Consider the following 17,047-nt stretch of genomic DNA (forward strand, 5'->3'; position numbering starts at 1 on the left):
CAAGGTGCAAGGCCGAAACCGCTGCCCGGCATTACGGCCTCGTCATGCCTCTCCAGAAAATAGCGGCGGCAGCCATGCCTCTCTCGGCCATCGACCGGGGAGCAGGCCCCTTGCCGTCATGCCCCTTTGCGCTGCCGAGCGCTTGCCAGCAGCACCAGCATGAACGAGGCCGCCGTCATCAGTGTCGAGATGGCGGCGATGGTTGGGTCGATCTCGTCGCGGAGCGCGGTGAACATACGCTTGGTCAGCGGCTGATACTGGCCGCCGGAGATGAACAGCGCGACGATGGTCTCGTCCATCGCCGAGATGAAGGCGAAGATGCCGCCTGCGACCACGCTGGACTTGATCTGCGGCAAGGTCACCGCGAAGAAGCTGCGCAGGCGGTTCATGCCGAGGCTGCGTGCGACCATCTCCTGCGCCGGATCGAAGCTTTGCAGGCCCGCCAGCACCGAGATGATGACGTATGGCAGGCCCAACATGACATTCGCCAGCACCAGGCCCGGCAGCGTTGCGACCAAGCCGACTTTCGCATAGAGGAAGAAGATGCCCACCGCGGTGATGATGATCGGCACCACCAGCGGCAACAGCAGCATCATGTGGATCAGCCGCATGATCCGCAGCTTCGACTGGCTGATGCCATAGGCGGCGGCGACGCCGAGCGGCGTTGCGATAAACACGGTCAGAAGCGCGACCGTCAGCGTCACCCGCGTCGCCTGCATCCAGGCCGAGTTGGAGAAATACTGCTGATACCAGCGCAGCGAGAACGACGGCGGCGGAAAGGTCAGAAAGCGCGCGCTGGAGAAGGAGATCGGGGCGATGATCAGCACCGGCAGGATCAGGTAGACCAGCACCAGCGCGCTGATCATATAGAGGGCGATCCGGGCGGGCGACAATCGCGTCATTTCTGCCCCAATATGCGATCGAGCGAGATGAAGCGGCTGACGGCGAAAAAGATCGCGAGCACGCTTAAGAGCAGCACGACGGCGACCGCGCTCGCAGCACCGAACTGGTTGTAGAGCTCGACATTGCGGCTCACCAGCATCGACACCATCACCGTGCGGCCGCCGCCGAGCAGTTCCGGCGTGATGTAGAAGCCGAGGCAGAGCACGAACACCATGGTGCAGCCTGCGAGCACGCCGGGCAGAGACAGCGGCAGAAAGACGCGAACGAAGGTGAGCGACGGGCTCGCCCCCAGGCTGGCGCCGGCCTGCATGAGATCGCTCGGGATCTTCTGCATGGTGGCATAGAGCGGCAGCACCATGAACGGCAGGAGGATGTGTACCGTCGCAACCACCGTGCCCAAGGTGTTGTGCACCAGCGCGAGCGGTTCGCTCGTCACGTCGAGATAACGCAAAAGCTGGTTGATCACGCCGGTGCGCTGGAGCAGCGCCAGCCAGGCATAGGCCCGCACCAGCACACTGGTCCAGAACGGCAGCACGACCAGCGACAGGATGAGAATACTCCATCCTTTCGGCACCGAGTTGGCGAGGTAGGCCACGGGATAGCCAAGCAGCAGTGCGATCCCCGTGACCGCGAGGCTGATCTCGAAGGTCAGCGCAAAACTTCGCCAGTAGATGTCTTCGGTGAAGACGCGGCGATAATTCTCCAGCGTGAAGCCGTCATGGTAGATCGACTGCCAGGCGAGCCAGCCGACCGGCAGCACGATCAGAGCCAGGATCACCAGCAGCGCCGGCGACACCAATGCCAGCATCAGCCCATGCTCGCGGCGCTGATGCTTTTGGGAGGGATCTGGCATTGATGTCGTCAGCATTTGCTCGCTCATCTCGGGTGGTGCACCTCTCCCGCTTGCGGGAGAGGTCGGATCGCGAAAGCGATCCGGGTGAGGGTTCTGTCCTCTTGGGGAGTCTTTCTCGCGGAGATACCCTCTCCCCAACCCTCCCCCGCAAGCGGGGGAGGGAGCGCAGTGTCAGCTCTGGCACGACTTGCGCTCATCGCGATTTCGCTTACTTCTGCATGAACGACGCCCAGCGCTTCTCCGCCGCTTCGCCGGCTGGCGACGACCACCACGCGTAGGACATCAGCGCCTGCTTGGCTGCATTGGCCGGCTCGCTCGGCAATTGCGCGGCGCGCTCGGGCTTAATCACGTTGGTCTCGAACGCCTTCGGGTTGCCCGGGCCGTAGTCGATGTGGAGCGGCAGATTGGCCTGGTGCACGGGATCGACGGCCTCGTTGAGAAACTTGACGGCCGTCTCGAGATTCGGCGCGCTCTTGAGGATGCAGAGCGAGGTGCTTTGCAAAACGCCCTGGTTGTAGGTGAAGGCGACCTTGGCGCCTTCCTTCGCGACCGCGCTGACGCGGCCGTTCCAGGCCATCTCCATGTCGACCTCGCCGTCATTGAGCAGCTGCGCCGACTGCGCGCCGGAGGTCCACCACACCGTGATATTCGGCTTGATCTCTTCGAGCTTCTTGAAGGCGCGGTCGACGTCGAGCGGATAGAGCTTATCGGGCGCGACGCCGTCGGCCATCAGTGCCGCCTCGAGTGTGGCGAACGGGTGGTTGCGCAGTGCGCGGCGCCCGGGAAATTTCTTCACGTCCCAGAAATCGGCCCAGCTGTTCGGCGCGTCCTTCGGAAAGGTCTTCTGACTGTAGGCCAGGACGCTGGAATAGAACTCGTAGGAAACCGAATAGGGGCTGCGATAGGATTCCGGCATCGCCGCGCCATTCGGAATCTTTGAGAAGTCGAGCTTCTCGATCAGCCCCTGCTCGCCGCCACGCAGGCAGTTGCCGGTCGGCGTATCCACGACGTCCCAGATCGGCTTGCCGCTGCCGACCTGGGTCTTGATCGCCGGCCAGGCATCGGGAATGGAATCCTGGTTGATGGTGATGCCGAGCTTCTTGGCGGAAGGATCGAGGATCGCCACCGTCTGCGCCTGCTGATAGGCGCCGCCTTGCGAGACAAAGGTGATCTGTTCGGCAGCGGCGGCGGTGCCGGTTGTTGCGAACAATCCGAGCGATCCGCCCAACAATGCGTAGCCAAATCGAATATCTCGTTTCGTCGTCATCCTCGCCTCCTCTGTCACCAATTGAATGTCACTGTCCGATCGCATCGAGAAACTGGTACCAGCCGGCGATCATGCGCACGGCGGGCTCGCGCAGCGGATACAACGGAATTGCCCTCAGGCGCCGCGCGTCGAGCAGCCCGACCTCCGGTGTCTCGCCGCGGACGAAGGCGGCAAGATAGCGGCCCATCAGGCTCGACATCGCGACGCCCGCGCCGTTGTAGCCCATCGAGAACAGCGTGCGGTCGTCGAGCCGGCCGATATGCGGCACCGAATCCAGCGTCATGGCAACGAGGCCCGACCATTTGTACGCGAGCGGCACATCGGCCAGGTCCGGAAAGATGCCGACCATCGCCTTGCGCAGCGCATCGAATGCGGCTTCCGAGTCCTGCCTGCCGAAGGCGCCGCGGCCGCCGAAGATGACGCGATTGTCGACCATGCGGAACCAGCGCATCATGCGCTTGGTCTCGGTGTAGGTGCGGCCCGTCAGCATCAGCTTGCCCGCGAGATTGCGCGGCAGCTGCTCGGTAGCGACCATGGCGCTGCGGAAGGGAATCAGGGTGCGCTGCATCTGCGCGGTGGCATCCGTCAGGTCCGAATAGCTGTTGGTGGCAATGATCGCCTGCTTCGCCCGCACCGCGCCTTGCGGCGTCTCCGCGACGATGCCGCCGTTGTCGCGCCGGAGTCTTACGACCGGCGACTCCTGGAAGATCGGCACCCCGCGGCGCGCGACGCCGTCGGCGAGACCGCGCAAATAGTTCAGCGGATGAATGCCGCCAGAGCCGGGATTGAGCACGCCGCCAACGAAGCTGTCGGAGCCGGTCTCGTCGCGTACGCCGCGCTTGTCGAGAATACGGACCTCGGCGGAGCCCATCTCGCGCGTCATCCAGTTGGCTTCGTCGATCGCGGCCTTCAGCGTGGTCTCATTGTGTGCGGCCTTGACCTGGCCGGTGCGGGCAAGCTGAGCGCTGGTGATGCCGAATTCGGAGACCAGCTCCTCGACCATGTCGGTGGATTCATGCGCGATCTCGTACATTCGCCGCGCCATGGCGCGGCCGTGCACGGCGTCGATCTCGCGGAACGAGAGACGGAATTTTGCGGTGATCACGCCGCCATTGCGCCCACTGGCGCCCCAGCCCGGGCGGTTGGCCTCGAGCACGATGGGGCTGAGCCCGCTCTTGGCGATGTGGTGGGCCGCGGACAGGCCGGTATAGCCGGCACCGATGATCACCACGTCAGCCTGGCTCTCGCCGGACAGGACCGGAAACGCGCGCGCCGGCTCCGCCGTGGCTTCCCACAGCGAGTTGGCCGACGGCAATGCGCCCCAGTTCTGCGTCATCTCCGCGCTCACAAAGTTACACCGCCGGCCCGATCGCCGCGTCGGCGAGCGCCTTCAATGTCGGGAAATGGAAGTCCGGCTTGGTCAGCGTCTCCACGGCCGGCGTGCCGCCGAAGCCTGCCATGCCCTGACGCCGCTCGATCCAGCACACCTTGTAACCGAGCTTCCGCGCGATCCCGATGTCGTGATACTGGCTCTGCGCCACGTGCAGAATGTCGGACTGCTTGTAGCCGAACGCCGACTGGCGGCCCTTGTTGTAGGCAAAGAATTCCGGGTTCGGCTTGGCGACGCCAGTCTCGTCGGCGCAAACGGTATCGTCGAAGGGATTGCCGAGCGCATGCGCGTAACAGGAGAGCGCGACGCGGTCGGCGTTGGTCATCGCGACCAGGCGGAATTTAGTTCTCAGGCGCTTCAGAGCCTCGACCGAATCCGGGAACGGTCCCCAGCGCAGCACCGCGAGTTGGAACACGTCGCAGGAGGCGTCATCGGCCTTCAGCCCGAGCTCCTTGGCGAGATAGCGATAGACATGGAACATCACCTCGCTCGAACGCTCATGGTGCTTGTCGCGGCCACGCTTGTAGGATTCGAAGATCTTGTCGTCGCTGAGCTCGGCCGGCGACTTGCCCGAGATCCTGCGCACCGCGGAGAGCACGCCGGTCTCGAAATCGATCAAGGTGCCGACGACGTCGAAGGTGAGAACCTTGAAATAGCTGAACGAGGCTGCTGACGACATTTTGGCTTCTTCTCTCGGTTGGACAAGGCTTGGGTTCAGTCCCTCACCCTGGGTACGACGATGGTGTCCTCGGGGTGAAGGGTCACGGTGAGGCTGCCGCCGAGTGGCGGGATGCGGCTGTAGGCTTCGTGATGACTGGCTTGGCGCAGGCTGAGCACGATACCATCGGCGAGCGCCAGGAAGATGCGCAGGCTTTCGCCCTGATAGACGATGTCGGTGACCGTGCCGGTGAGCCGGTTGCAGGCTGAGTCCGGCGCGCCGTCGTCGATCAGCAGCTTTTCGCTGTGCACGGCGAGCATCAGCGCGTCTCCGTCGGGAATGGCGCGGGCGCTGCGCAGAAGCACATTGCCCAGCGCAACGCCGGAGGCATCGACGCGTCGCACGGGAAGCATCGTGGCTTCGCCAATGAAACTTGCGACGAAGGAATCCGCGGGATGATCGTGCAGGCGCTCGGGCGCGTCGATCTGGATCAGCCTGCCGTCTTTCATCACGGCGACGCGGTCGCTCATGGTCAGCGCTTCGCGTTGGTCGTGGGTGACGTAGATGATAGTGGCGCCGATGCGCTTGTGCAGCGCGCGCAGCTCGATCTGCATGGATTCGCGCAGCTGCTTGTCGAGCGCGGACAGCGGTTCGTCCATCAGGATCAGCCGCGGCTCGAAGATCATGGCGCGTGCGAGCGCCACGCGCTGGCGCTGGCCGCCGGAGAGCTGCGCGATACCGCGCTCTTCGTAGCCGGCAAGGCCAACCATCGAAAGTGCCGTGCGCACCTTGTCCGGCCAGACCGCCTTCGGCAGCCGTCGCGCGCGCAAGGGAAAGGCGACATTCTCGCCGACGCTCATATGCGGGAACAGCGCGTAATTCTGGAAAACGACGCCGATGTCGCGCTTGTGCGGGGGCATCCAGGTGACGTCGCGGCCGCCAAACAGGATCGTTCCGCTCGATGGCAAGATGAAGCCGCCGAGGATGCCGAGCAACGTGGTCTTGCCGGAGCCGGAGGGGCCCAGCAGCGAGACGAACTCGCCGGCGGCGACATTGAGGGACACGTCGTCGAGGGCGCGAACGGCACCATAGGCCTTGCTCGCGGATCTGATCTCGACGCTTTCCGCTCGTTTGTCCAACGATCGACCTCGCGATGTCCCTGCAACGGCGTGCCTCACTGCACGCCATAAGCCTGCTTTATAGACAGGAAATTTGAACACTCACGGTCGAAGCTGTGCACCGCACCAACATCTTCGCTCGCAAGCCCTGCCTTTAGGCTGTGACGCCAATGACACCAGACTTGGCAAAACTCGGCAATTGCCAAATTCTCACCTGGCTCATAACATGGGGTTATGCCCGAGCTGCGCCGCATGCTGCCCTCAAGTAACGCCCTGTTCGTCTTCGACGCAGCGGCACGCAATGGCAGCTTCACTGCGGCTGCCGCCGAACTGAACGTCACCCAGCCTGCGGTGAGCCGGATGCTGGGTCAGTTCGAGGACCATCTCGGCGTCCGCCTGTTCGACCGCAAGGCGGGACGCGCGGTGCTCACCGAGGAAGGCGAACTCTTGTATCGCCGCGTGCTCGAAGGCTTTCGCAGCATCGAAAGCGGGCTGGTCGAGATCGAGCGGCGCCGCAAGGGCACCGAGACGGTGACACTGTCGGTCTCCTCCGCCTTCACCACGCATTGGCTGATGCCGCGCATCGACAAGCTGCAGAAGCAATTTCCTCAGGTCGATTTGCGCTTCCAACTGATCTCCGGCGCGCTGCGCGGACCGGTGGAGAATGTCGACCTCGGAATGCGCTTCCGCGATCGCGAAGAACCATCATCCGGCGGCACGCTGGTGATGAAGGAGGTCATGCTGCCGATGTGCAGCCCTGCCTATCTCGGCGAAACCGATCCCGCGGAGGGCAACACCATCATTAGGCTCGCCGAGACGCCGGGCGACTGGGCCGCGGATTACGCATCGCTTCTCACCGGGCGTCGCGGTGCGGCCAAGGCGCTGAGCTTCACGGACTATGCCGTCGTGATGCAGGCCGCCCTGCTCGGCCAGGGTATCGCGCTCGGTTGGCTGACGGTCGCCTCGCACTGGCTGCTGACCGGCGCGCTGGTGCCGGCGTCCGACACGCTTACCACCACGCGCCGCATCTGCGAATTCCTGCCACCGCGCAACCGGCCGATGCGCCCCATCGCCGCCGAGATCCGAGACTGGATCACCGCACAGATGCAAGGCGAGATCGCCGCGATCGACCGGCTCTATCCAAAGCTCGGCGCGATGGCTGCGTGCTACTAGAGCGTTTTCGGGCGAAGTGGATATACCGGCTCGCGTGAAGAAAACGCGTCAAAACCGGAGTCTAGGCGGGTGTCAGCGCGGCACAGTAACGATCGGGCAGGTGATCGCCGATGCCCGCCGGGAGCAGCACCGTAAGCCTGCCGACGACATCCGACCGCGTGTTCTCGGATACGCCGCTGAGGAGATTGCGGACCTGCTCACCAATTCCAGCATTCGCCATTGGCTCATCCGAACCAACATTCGTCGTGAGCTGGCTGGCGCTGAATTTGGCGCCGCGTGCACAGGCGAGATAACGGCCGACGTGATGAAAGCCAAGCCCGGGCGGAGGCACGGTCGGGACGATGTCGGTGCCGTGCACGAGACGATAGGTCATCCTGCCGAACGTACCGTTGTAGAGTGCGGCGAAATCGTCGCGGCCCACGCGCGGACAACCGTAAAGATAGATCTGCGCATCCGCGAGTTGGAGCTGCTCCCGCGCGAAGTCCACCGTTGCCACCGCGATCGCGGCGCCGAGGCTGTGCCCAGTGATGAAGATCGGTGATTTGCGCGCCAGCGCTGCCGCCAGTGCGCTCTTCACGTCGTCCCACACGGCTGCCGCCGCATCGACGAACCCCTGGTGCACGGGCGCCTTCGGTCGGCCAAGCGTGAAATCGCTGACCCAGTTCAGGAGATGAAGCGGGTCGGTGCCGGCGAAGGCGACAATTGTTGCGTCGCCCTTGCTCGCGATGATCCCGCGCGTGTCGGTCAGCGGCAGCGTCGAATGCGCCGGCTGGCTCAGCAGCTTGACACCGGACAGATCAAAGAACGGAGAGACCCTGTTGATCGTGTCCGGCACATGGGTCTCGTAGGCGAGTTGCGACATCCACATCATCGCGCGAGCGATGTCGAGATCAAAGCCGGTTGATGTCTCGTTGAATTTTGCAAATGCCCGTCGGTCATATTGATCGGGAGGAAGTTCGACCAGAATGCTCACATCAAGCTCCTAAATGGCTTATTGCTGCAATGCGTCGATCGAAAACGGAATGGCGCTACCTTCGCATATGGCTGGAACTTTGACAATCTGTGCGCGTGCCCGGGACGTATTCTGCCGTCGCGCTTAAGAGGACAAGGTTGAGACGAGGCACCTCTCCTCCACGTCATTGCGAGCGCAGCGAAGCAATCCAGAGTCTTTCCGCGGCGGGATTCTGGATTGCTTCGCTGCGCTCGCAATGACGGTGCGGATAGAGCTTTGGCCCCTATTGATGCTCGATCGCGCGGATTGCGCCGCGCAGCTCGGCGAGACCGCGGAGGCGACCGATCGCGGTGTAGCCCGGATTGGTGCGCTTGGTCGCCGCGAGATCGTCCAGCATGCGGTGGCCGTGGTCGGGCCGAAACACGATCTGCCGGTCGGGCGAACGCCGCGCGTTCTCCTTCAGCAGCGCCTTCAGCACTGCGACCATGTCGACGTCACCGTCGAGATGATCGGACTCGTAAAAGGACAGACCATCCGCTTCGCGCTTGGTCGCGCGCAGATGCGCAAAGGCAATGCGCGGACCGAAGCGTTCGGCCATCGCGGCAAGATCGTTCTCGGCGCGCACGCCGAGCGACCCTGTGCACAGGCAGATACCATTCGCCTTTGACGGTACGGCATCAAACAACGCCTGATAGTCATCGGCGCTGGACGCGACGCGCGGCAGCCCGAACAGCGGGCGCGGCGGGTCGTCCGGATGCAGTGTCAATGAGACCCCGAGCTGCTCGGCGACGGGTGTGACGCGGCCCAAAAACTCGGCGAGATGTTGCCGCAGGATTTTTGGCGTGACGTCGCGATATGTTTCAAGCCGGTCGCGGAATTGCGGAATGGTCATCGGCTCGGTGGTCGAGCCCGGCAGCGCGCTGGCGATCACCATGACGAGGTAATCGATATCGGCCTGGCTCATCCCGTCGAACAGCTTTTTGGCGCGCGCCTGCTGCTCCGGTGAATAGTCCTGCACGGCGGCGGGGCGCTTAAGGATATGCAGCTCGAACGCCGCGAACCGATCCTGGTCGAAGCGCATCGCGCGGGCGCCGTTCGGCAATTCCCACTCCAGATCGGTGCGGCACCAGTCCACCACAGGCATGAAATTGTAACAGATGATCTTGATGCCTGAGGCGGCCACCGCCTCCAGGCTCGCGATCCATGCCTCGATCGACTTCGTCGCCTTGCCGCCGAGACGCTTGACGTCGTCGGGGATCGGAATCGATTCCACCACCGACCAGGTCAGCTGCGAACGGCCGGGTTGGCCGTTCTCGATGAAGTTCTTGCGCTCCTCGACCGCCTTGCGGGTCCAGGCTTCGCCGATCGGCACCTGATGCAGCGCCGAGACGATATCGCTCGCCCCGGCCTGCCTGACATCATCGAGCGAGACCGGATCGTCCGGCCCGTACCAGCGCCATCCCTCCAGCATCATCGAAATTCTCCCGGATCAGTTCGCGGTCAGCACGACCTTGACGCTCTGCGAGCGGTCGAGCGCCAGCCGCAGCGCGTCCGGCGCGGTGGACAGCGGCCGCTCGGCGGTGACCAGCGACAGCACGTCGATGCTGCCGTCCGCAATCAGCTCCACCGCCGTCATGAACTCGAGCCCGAAGCGGAACGAACCGCGCAGGTCAATCTCCTTGGCCATCACCGCATTCGCCGGCACCGGAATCTGGCCACCCGGCAAATTACCGATCTGCACCACAACGCCGCCGCGCCTGACGATACCGATCGCACTGGCAAGGCCTGCAGCCGTGCCTGAGACTTCGAAAGCGACATCGTACGGGCGCGACGCGGCCTGCGCCTTCAGGCCTTCCTCGCCGGCTGCGACATTCTCGACGTGAGAGGCGCCGAGCCGGCTCGCAAAGGCCAACGGGGCCGGCGCGATGTCGGCCACGGTGATGTCCGTCATGCCGGCGCGGCGCGCGGCGAGCATCGTCAGAAGCCCGATCGGACCGGCGCCGAAGATGATGCCGCGCTTGCCTTCGATGTTGCCGGCACGCGCCACCGCGTGCAGGCAGACCGCGAGCGGCTCGGCCAGCGCCGCGGCCTGATAGGACACATGATCGGGGATCTTCACGCACTGCGCCGGGATCGCGTCGAAGTAGTTGGCGAAGCCGCCCTGCATGTGCGGCGTCTTCGAGGCCGAGCCCATGAAGTAGATATTTTCGCAGAGGTTTTGCCGGCCTTGACGGCAAGCGCCGCAATGGCCGCACCAGCGCGACGGGTTGACGGCAACGCGGTCGCCGACCTTCAGGTTCGCCGCGGAGCCCGCGATCTCCATGACCTCGCCTGAAATTTCGTGACCGAGCACCAGCGGCGATTTCACCACGAAATCGCCGGTGCGAGCATGACGGAAATAATGCATGTCCGAGCCGCAGATGCCGCCGGCGCCGAAACGGAGGCGCACCATGCCTTCAGCGAGCTTGTCGAGCGGATGCTCGACCATGCGCAGGTCTTCGGGGCCGAACAGGGTTGCGGCGAGAGCTGTGGATGTCATTTGGAAAGTCCCATGTATTTTGGCAGCCAGAGGGTCAGTTCGGGAATGTAGGTGATCGCGATCAGCGCGAGCATCAGCGGCACCAGCCAGGGCAGGATCGCGACCGTGGTGCGCTCGACCGAGAGCTTTGCCACGCGTGCCAGCACGAATAGCACCATGCCGAGCGGCGGGTGCAACAGGCCGATCATCAGGTTCAGCGTCATGATCAGGCCGAAATGGATGGGATCGATGCCGAGCTTGAGCACGATCGGCAAGAGGATCGGCACCAGGATGGTGATCGCGGCCGTGGTGTCGATGAAGCAGCCGACGAACAGGATCAGGACGTTGGCGAGCGCCAGGAACACCCATTTGTTATGGGTGATACTAAGCATCCAGTCCGACAGCAGTTGGGCTGCCTGCGACACCGTGAGCAGCCAGGCAAAGATCGAGGCAGCGGTGACGATGAACAGCACCGAGGCCGTGGTCTCGATGGTGTCGAAGGTCGCCTTCGCCACCGTCTTCAGCGTCATGGTGCGGTAGCGCACGAGGCCAAGGAACAGCGACCAGATCACGGCGGCGACGGCAGCCTCCGTCGGCGTGAACCAGCCCAGCGTCATGCCGCCGATCAGGATCACCGGCGCCATCAAGGCCATGACCGCCGAGAAATCGAAGTACCAGTCGAGCGCGAGCAGCGCGACCAGGCCAATCCCAACGGCCCAATTGGTGGAGAGGCCGGCGACCGTCAGAAGCCAGACGGCCATCGGGAAGCTCAGTACGACGAGGATCTCGAGCCCCGCCGATCCCAATTGCGGCCAGGAGAACGGCGTATCGCTGCCCCATTTGTTCTTGTACGCGAAGTAGGTGACGGTGGCCATCATGAGCAGCGTCAGCACGACGCCTGGAATGACGCCCCCCAGAAACAGCGCGCCGATCGAGACGTTCGCCATCATGCCGTAGATCACGAAAGGCAGCGACGGCGGGATGATCGGGCCGAGCGTGGCGGACGCCGCGGTGACGCCGACGGAGAATTCCGTGGTGTAACCGTGATCCTTCATCGCCTTGATCTCGATGGTGCCAAGGCCGGCAGCATCCGCGATCGCGGTGCCGGACATGCCGGAGAAGATCACCGAGCCGATGATGTTGACGTGACCGAGGCCACCGCGCATCCAGCCGACCAGCGCGACGGCGAATTTGTAGATGCGCCCGGTGACGCCGGCAATGTTCATGAGATTGCCGGCCAGGATGAAGAACGGCACGGCGAGCAGCGGAAAGCTCTCGACGCCGGCGATCATGCGCTGCGCCAGCGTGACGTCGGGCGTCACCCCGCTGACCAGGATGTAGAGCAGCGACGACGACGCCATGGCAATCGCCACGGGAACGCCGAGCAGCATCAGGATGAGAAAGCCTCCAAGCAACAGCAACATGGGATTACCCTTCAAAACCGTCGTAGGCGCCGGGACGTTCGAGGATCGAGTAGCCCTGCCGCAAATGTTGGATGGCCACCTGCACCGAGCGGACGAACATCAGCACGAAGCCGGCAAGCACGGCGTAATAGACGTAGTCCTTGGGAAGATTGATCGTGGTCATGGACTCGTCGCCGATGATCTGGATGTAGACCCAGACCAGCTTGATGGCATAGCCGAAGAAGACGATCCGGATCAGATCAATGACGGTCGACAAAGCGCGCGCCGCGACATGCGGCAGATAGCGGTAGATCAGATCGACCTGGATGTGCCGCGACAGCCGCACGCACATCGAGGAGCCGATGAAGACCACGCCGATCAAGCAGTAGGTCGCGATCTCCTCGGTCCAGGCGTAGCTGTCGTTGAGCACGTAGCGGGTAAAGAACTGCAGGAAGACGGCGAGCGCCATCACCCAGAAGATCGCCAGCGCGACCCAGTCCTCGAAAGCGTAGATGCCGAGATCGACCTTGGGTGCCGCCTCTTCCTCGAAGGTGTGGGCGATCTCGTCCGCGGTGATCTGCCGGTGCGTTTCGGCGGTGGACATGGGTGTGCTCTCCAAACTGGTCACGTCGTTCCGGGATGGTGCGCTAGCACCAGACCCGGAACCTCGAGATTCTCAGGTGCGCGATTGCGCACCGTAGTTCGGTCCTGCGGACCGCCCCGGGATGACGACTACGTCGTCATTTCACCGCCTGAATGCGTTCCCAGTCGGCCTTGCGATAGCCAAACGTCTCGAACGCGACGTTCTTCAGAACGGTGTCGCGGAACTCGTTCTTGTCGACCTCGGTCACGGTCAGGCCCTTCTCCTTGAAGAAGGCAACCAGCTTGGCCTCATTCTGCTTGATCTCCGCGGTCGCCTTGGCGGCGGCTTCCTGCGCGACGTCGGTGAAGATCTTCTTGTCCTCGTCGCTGAGCTTCTTCCAGAGCGCACCGGCCACCACCGTGTTGAGATGGTCAACAATGTGGCCGGTCAGCACGATGTGCTTCTGCACCTCGTAGAACTTCTTGGCCTCGATCGTGGTGAGCGGATTCTCCTGCGCCTCGACGGTGCCGTTCTGGAGCGCCAGATAGACTTCGGCGAACGCGATCGGCGCGGTGTTGGCGCCGCAGGCGCGCGGCATCGCCAGATAAGCGGGCACGTCGGGCACGCGCATCTTGAGGCCCTTGAGGTCGGCACAGGTCTTGATCGGCTTGTTCGACGAAGTCTGGCGCACGCCGTAATAGGTCACCGCGAGGATGTGGTGGCCGCTCTTGTCCTCGTAACCCTTGGTGAGCTCCTTGAAGATGTCGCTCTTGGTGTAGGCGAGCAGATGATCGGCATCGCGGAAGGTGTAGGGATAATAGGTCACGCCGATCGGCGGAAAGCTCTTGGCCGCAAAGCTCGAGCCGGAGATGATGATGTCGACCGAGCCAAGCGAGAGGCCCTGGTTGATGTCGGCTTCCTTGCCGAGCTGCGACGCCGGATAGACGTCGATCGCATAACGCCCATTGGTGCGCTTGCCGATTTCCTGCGCGGCCCACACTGAGGCGGTGTGGAAGGGCTCCGAGGTCTCGTAGACATGGGCCCATTTGAGCTTGGTCTGCGCCATGCCGGCGCCAGTCGTCGCAATCATCGCCGCGGCCGAGACCGCCAGCACCATTGTCATCTTTTTCAACACTGACTTTTCCTCCATTTTTCAAGTCTGCTTCTTTTAAATCTGCTTCTTGTCCGCCCGCCCCCGACGCGGGTGCGGGCCGCACAATCTCATCGCGGTCGCGCGCTGCTGCTCGTGACTCGCTTCTTCTTCGGCGCACGTTGCGGTCTTGACGGCTTTGCCGTCGATCGCGCCACCCGCCCGGACGACGGTCCTGCCACCTTCTCGGCGCCGAAGTTCTGCGCAAAGCGCTCCTGGGATCTCGCGAGATGATCGCGCATCGCATCGCGCGCGGCCCCGGGATCGTGCGCCGCGATCGCGTCGCGCACCGCGCGATGCTCGTCGAGCGCAGTGCGCCACGTGCCCGGGCTTTCGAAATAATGCGCAAGCTGCGCGAAATAGGGGTTGAGGCGCTGGTCGAACAGCTCGCCGACGACGCGCACCAGAACGGCATTGCCGAGGCTTCCGGCGATCGCGACGTGGAAGGCGCGGTCGTGGACCATCGAGGCTTCGCCGGGGTGTTCTACATTCTCCATCGCGACAAGGGACGCATCGATACGGGCAACGTCGTCCTTCGTCGCCACGCGCGCGGCTTCTTCGGCGATGGCACTTTCCAGGAACTCGCGGGCACGCAACAGCTCGAACGGGCCCTCGATGACGGAAGCAGGCGCGGTCGCCGCAACCGCCGCGGGCTCGATCACATAGATGCCGGAACCGACGCGGATGCGGAGGCGGCCCTCGACTTCGAGCGCGATCAGGGCTTCGCGCACCGTCGGCCTGGATATCTTGAGCTGCTCGGCGAGTTCGCGCTCGGTCGGCAAGCGGCTGCCGACCGCGTACTCGCCGCTGTCGATCAGGCTTCGCAATTGATCGGCGACCTGGCGATAAAGCCGTCTCGCCTCCACAGCTTCCAGCGGCACGCTGGTCCTCCCGAAAGGGTCATGCCGGCAGCTCTCGCTGCCCGCGGCCCGCCAATTTTGGAAAATTGGTCTTACCAATTGACCGCAGCATTGACCGAGGACAGGCGCCATGTCAAGCAGCGGCCAAACAAGGGGAGAGACGACCATGCGCCTTGATCCAACGCGCCTTGGCCGCGCCAATCTCGACCGGCTGCCACAAGGCATCCGCCGCCCGGCCTACGACCGTTCGCGGGTCACGCCCGGCATCGTGCATCTCGGCCTTGGCGCGTTTCATCGCGCCCACCAGGCCGTGGTCATCGACGATTGCCTTGCGGCCGGCGCCACCTCGTGGGGCATCGTCGGCGCCAGCTTGCGCAGCCCTGACACACGCGACGCCCTCGCCCCGCAGGATCATCTCTACACGGTTGCCGTCCGTGCAGCCGAAGCCACCGAACACCGCATCATCGGTGCGCTGCTCGACAGCGTGATCGCGCGCGAAAGCCCGGCACGATTGGTCGAGCGAATGGCCGATCCCGCCATTCGCATCGTCTCCCTCACCGTCACCGAGAAAGGCTATTGCCACACGCCGCAGACCGGCGATCTCGACGAACGCCATCCTGATGTCGTGCACGACCTCAACAATTTCGACGCGCCGCGCTCGGCTCCCGGCTTCATCGTTGCAGCGCTGGCGCGCCGGCGGGCCCTGGGCGCGCCGCCGTTCACCGTGCTGAGCTGCGACAACCTCGCCGCCAATGGCCACACCGTGCAGCGGATCGTGACGCAATTCGCCGCGCTGCGCTCGAAGGATCTCGGCAAGTGGATCGCGGATACGGCGGCCTTCCCCTCGACTATGGTCGACCGCATCGTGCCGGAGACGACGGATGGTGACCGCGATGCGGTTTCGTCGGCGCTCGGTTTGCGCGACGCATGGCCCGTCATGACCGAGCCGTTCACGCAATGGGTAGTCGAGGATCGCTTTACGGCGGGCCGGCCCGATCTTGCCGCCGCCGGGGTCGAACTGGTGAACGACGTCAAGCCATTCGAGTTGATGAAGCTGCGGCTGCTCAACGCCAGCCATTCGGCGCTGGCCTATCTCGGCTATCTCGCCGGCTACGAGACCATCGCCGACACCATGCAGGATCCGCATTTCGCGCGCCTCGCCGCGCAGGTGATGGAAGAGGCCGCGGTGACGCTGACGATGCCCGCGGGCACCGATCTGGCCGCCTATCGCGCCTCGCTGCTCAAGCGCTTCGCCAATCCGGCGCTGCATCACCGCACCTGGCAGATCGCGATGGATGGCTCGCAAAAGCTGCCGCAGCGCCTGCTCGGCGCGATCCAGGATCGTCTCACCAGCAACCTGCCGATCGCGACGCATGCGCTCGCGGTGGCCGGCTGGATGCGCTACGTCACCGGCCTCGACGAGAACGGCCGCACCATCGACGTGCGCGATCCGCTCGCCGCCGAATTCGCTGGCTTGGCGCGCGAGGCAGGTCCCGTCGCCGAACGATTGGCGCCTGCGCTGCTCGGCGTCGGAAAAGTGTTCGGGTCGCTGGGCGCGGAGCCGCGCCTGCGCGAGGCCGTGACCGGAGCACTCGGCCGACTCTACCAGGATGGCGCGCGGCGTGCGGTGGAGACTCTGGTCTCGGCGTGACCACAAAACGGGCAGCAATGCTGCATTGCGGTCCAGATCGAACGGAAAGTCGACGGAAGTCTTGCTTGATTTTTGTCTGTCATTGCCCCACCCGAGAGGCATGGCAAAGGACAGCAAGGTGATCGCGGCGAACGCAGCGTTCTACGCCGCCTTTTCGACCGGCGATTTCGACGAAATGGAGCGGATGTGGGCGGACGATGACGCCATTTCCTGCATTCATCCCGGCTGGCCGGCCATCATCGGCCGGGCCACGGTGATCGGAAGCTGGCGCGATATCCTGCAGAGCCCGGAACGGCCGCAGATCGTGTGCGCGGAACCGCAGGCCATCGTCGATGGCGACAGCGCGCGCGTGCTCTGCATCGAGATCGTCGACGGCACGGCATTGGCTGCGGCCAACCATTTCCGGCGCGTCGGCAACGACTGGCGCCTGGTGCACCACCAGTCGAGCCCGATCGCGCAGATTGTCGAGCAAGCTGAGGACGATAGAGCGAGCCACCGCGTCCATTGAGGGCGTCCGGCCCGCGGGCACATTCTACTGTGCATGGGGTTGTTTTTCAGTTTTTTTGTT

At 63.9% G+C, this 17,047-nt stretch carries 16 protein-coding genes; 3 read left to right on the forward strand and 13 right to left on the reverse strand.

Translation table 11 applies throughout. From position 1 onward, the window contains the following. Positions 1 to 116: 116 nt before the first annotated feature. From AC0L3K_RS25045 to AC0L3K_RS25070, 6 genes are all read right to left on the reverse strand, one after another. A complete protein-coding gene (locus AC0L3K_RS25045) occupies positions 117 to 902 on the reverse strand; it encodes an ABC transporter permease (RefSeq protein ID WP_219681238.1) in 786 nt (261 codons plus the stop codon). Continuing rightward, positions 899 to 1,771 (reverse strand): ABC transporter permease, encoded by an 873-nt coding sequence (locus AC0L3K_RS25050; protein ID WP_354127247.1) that lies wholly within the window; start codon positions 1,769 to 1,771, stop codon positions 899 to 901. The genes AC0L3K_RS25045 and AC0L3K_RS25050 overlap by 4 nt, the downstream gene beginning before the upstream one ends. Before the next feature lie 193 nt (positions 1,772 to 1,964). Next, positions 1,965 to 3,023, reverse strand: a complete 1,059-nt coding sequence (locus AC0L3K_RS25055; RefSeq protein WP_473367078.1) for an ABC transporter substrate-binding protein — start codon at positions 3,021 to 3,023, stop codon at positions 1,965 to 1,967. Positions 3,024 to 3,051: 28 nt separating this feature from the next. Further along, complete coding sequence (locus AC0L3K_RS25060; RefSeq protein WP_473367079.1) at positions 3,052 to 4,359, reverse strand: NAD(P)/FAD-dependent oxidoreductase; 1,308 nt, start codon at positions 4,357 to 4,359, stop codon at positions 3,052 to 3,054. A 16-nt stretch (positions 4,360 to 4,375) separates the two neighbouring features. Beyond that, positions 4,376 to 5,092, reverse strand: a complete 717-nt coding sequence (locus tag AC0L3K_RS25065) for an HAD family hydrolase (protein ID WP_473367080.1) — start codon at positions 5,090 to 5,092, stop codon at positions 4,376 to 4,378. Between the two features lie 35 nt (positions 5,093 to 5,127). After that, complete coding sequence (locus AC0L3K_RS25070; RefSeq protein WP_354160493.1) at positions 5,128 to 6,210, reverse strand: ABC transporter ATP-binding protein; 1,083 nt, start codon at positions 6,208 to 6,210, stop codon at positions 5,128 to 5,130. 213 nt (positions 6,211 to 6,423) lie between these two features. Between AC0L3K_RS25070 and AC0L3K_RS25075 the strand changes: the two genes are divergently transcribed. After that, on the forward strand, positions 6,424 to 7,362 hold the full coding sequence (locus AC0L3K_RS25075; RefSeq protein ID WP_219681241.1) for a LysR family transcriptional regulator: 939 nt from the start codon (positions 6,424 to 6,426) through the stop codon (positions 7,360 to 7,362). Between the two features lie 61 nt (positions 7,363 to 7,423). Here the strand turns inward: AC0L3K_RS25075 and AC0L3K_RS25080 are convergent, their stop codons facing one another. The 7 genes from AC0L3K_RS25080 to AC0L3K_RS25110 form a co-directional block, all read right to left on the reverse strand. Further along, a complete protein-coding gene (locus AC0L3K_RS25080; protein ID WP_219681243.1) occupies positions 7,424 to 8,335 on the reverse strand; it encodes a lipase family protein in 912 nt (303 codons plus the stop codon). A gap of 262 nt (positions 8,336 to 8,597) precedes the next feature. Continuing rightward, the gene (gene uxuA, locus AC0L3K_RS25085; RefSeq protein WP_473255022.1) at positions 8,598 to 9,785 is read right to left on the reverse strand and encodes a mannonate dehydratase; all 1,188 of its coding nucleotides are present in this window, start codon (positions 9,783 to 9,785) and stop codon (positions 8,598 to 8,600) included. Positions 9,786 to 9,803: 18 nt separating this feature from the next. Beyond that, positions 9,804 to 10,853, reverse strand: coding sequence for an L-idonate 5-dehydrogenase (locus AC0L3K_RS25090; RefSeq protein ID WP_473255009.1), 1,050 nt, complete (start codon positions 10,851 to 10,853; stop codon positions 9,804 to 9,806). Further along, positions 10,850 to 12,256: a TRAP transporter large permease gene (locus AC0L3K_RS25095; protein ID WP_473255008.1), complete on the reverse strand. Its 1,407-nt coding sequence runs from the start codon at positions 12,254 to 12,256 to the stop codon at positions 10,850 to 10,852. Before AC0L3K_RS25095 ends, AC0L3K_RS25090 begins: the two co-directional genes overlap by 4 nt. 4 nt (positions 12,257 to 12,260) lie before the next feature. Beyond that, positions 12,261 to 12,839, reverse strand: coding sequence for a TRAP transporter small permease (locus tag AC0L3K_RS25100; RefSeq protein ID WP_007595831.1), 579 nt, complete (start codon positions 12,837 to 12,839; stop codon positions 12,261 to 12,263). Between the two features lie 136 nt (positions 12,840 to 12,975). Then, on the reverse strand, positions 12,976 to 13,935 hold the full coding sequence (locus tag AC0L3K_RS25105; RefSeq protein WP_035969018.1) for a sialic acid TRAP transporter substrate-binding protein SiaP: 960 nt from the start codon (positions 13,933 to 13,935) through the stop codon (positions 12,976 to 12,978). A 104-nt stretch (positions 13,936 to 14,039) separates the two neighbouring features. Continuing rightward, positions 14,040 to 14,849 carry a FadR/GntR family transcriptional regulator gene (locus AC0L3K_RS25110; RefSeq protein WP_007595834.1) on the reverse strand — a complete coding sequence of 270 codons (810 nt, stop codon included), beginning with the start codon at positions 14,847 to 14,849 and terminating at the stop codon, positions 14,040 to 14,042. Between the two features lie 145 nt (positions 14,850 to 14,994). On the opposite strand from AC0L3K_RS25110, the gene AC0L3K_RS25115 reads away from it, so the two are divergent. Next, a complete protein-coding gene (locus AC0L3K_RS25115; protein ID WP_473255007.1) occupies positions 14,995 to 16,479 on the forward strand; it encodes a mannitol dehydrogenase family protein in 1,485 nt (494 codons plus the stop codon). Positions 16,480 to 16,579: 100 nt separating this feature from the next. After that, positions 16,580 to 16,987: a nuclear transport factor 2 family protein gene (locus AC0L3K_RS25120; RefSeq protein ID WP_007595837.1), complete on the forward strand. Its 408-nt coding sequence runs from the start codon at positions 16,580 to 16,582 to the stop codon at positions 16,985 to 16,987. Positions 16,988 to 17,047: the final 60 nt, after the last annotated feature.

The organism is Bradyrhizobium sp. MI1.10 (assembly GCF_055811035.1).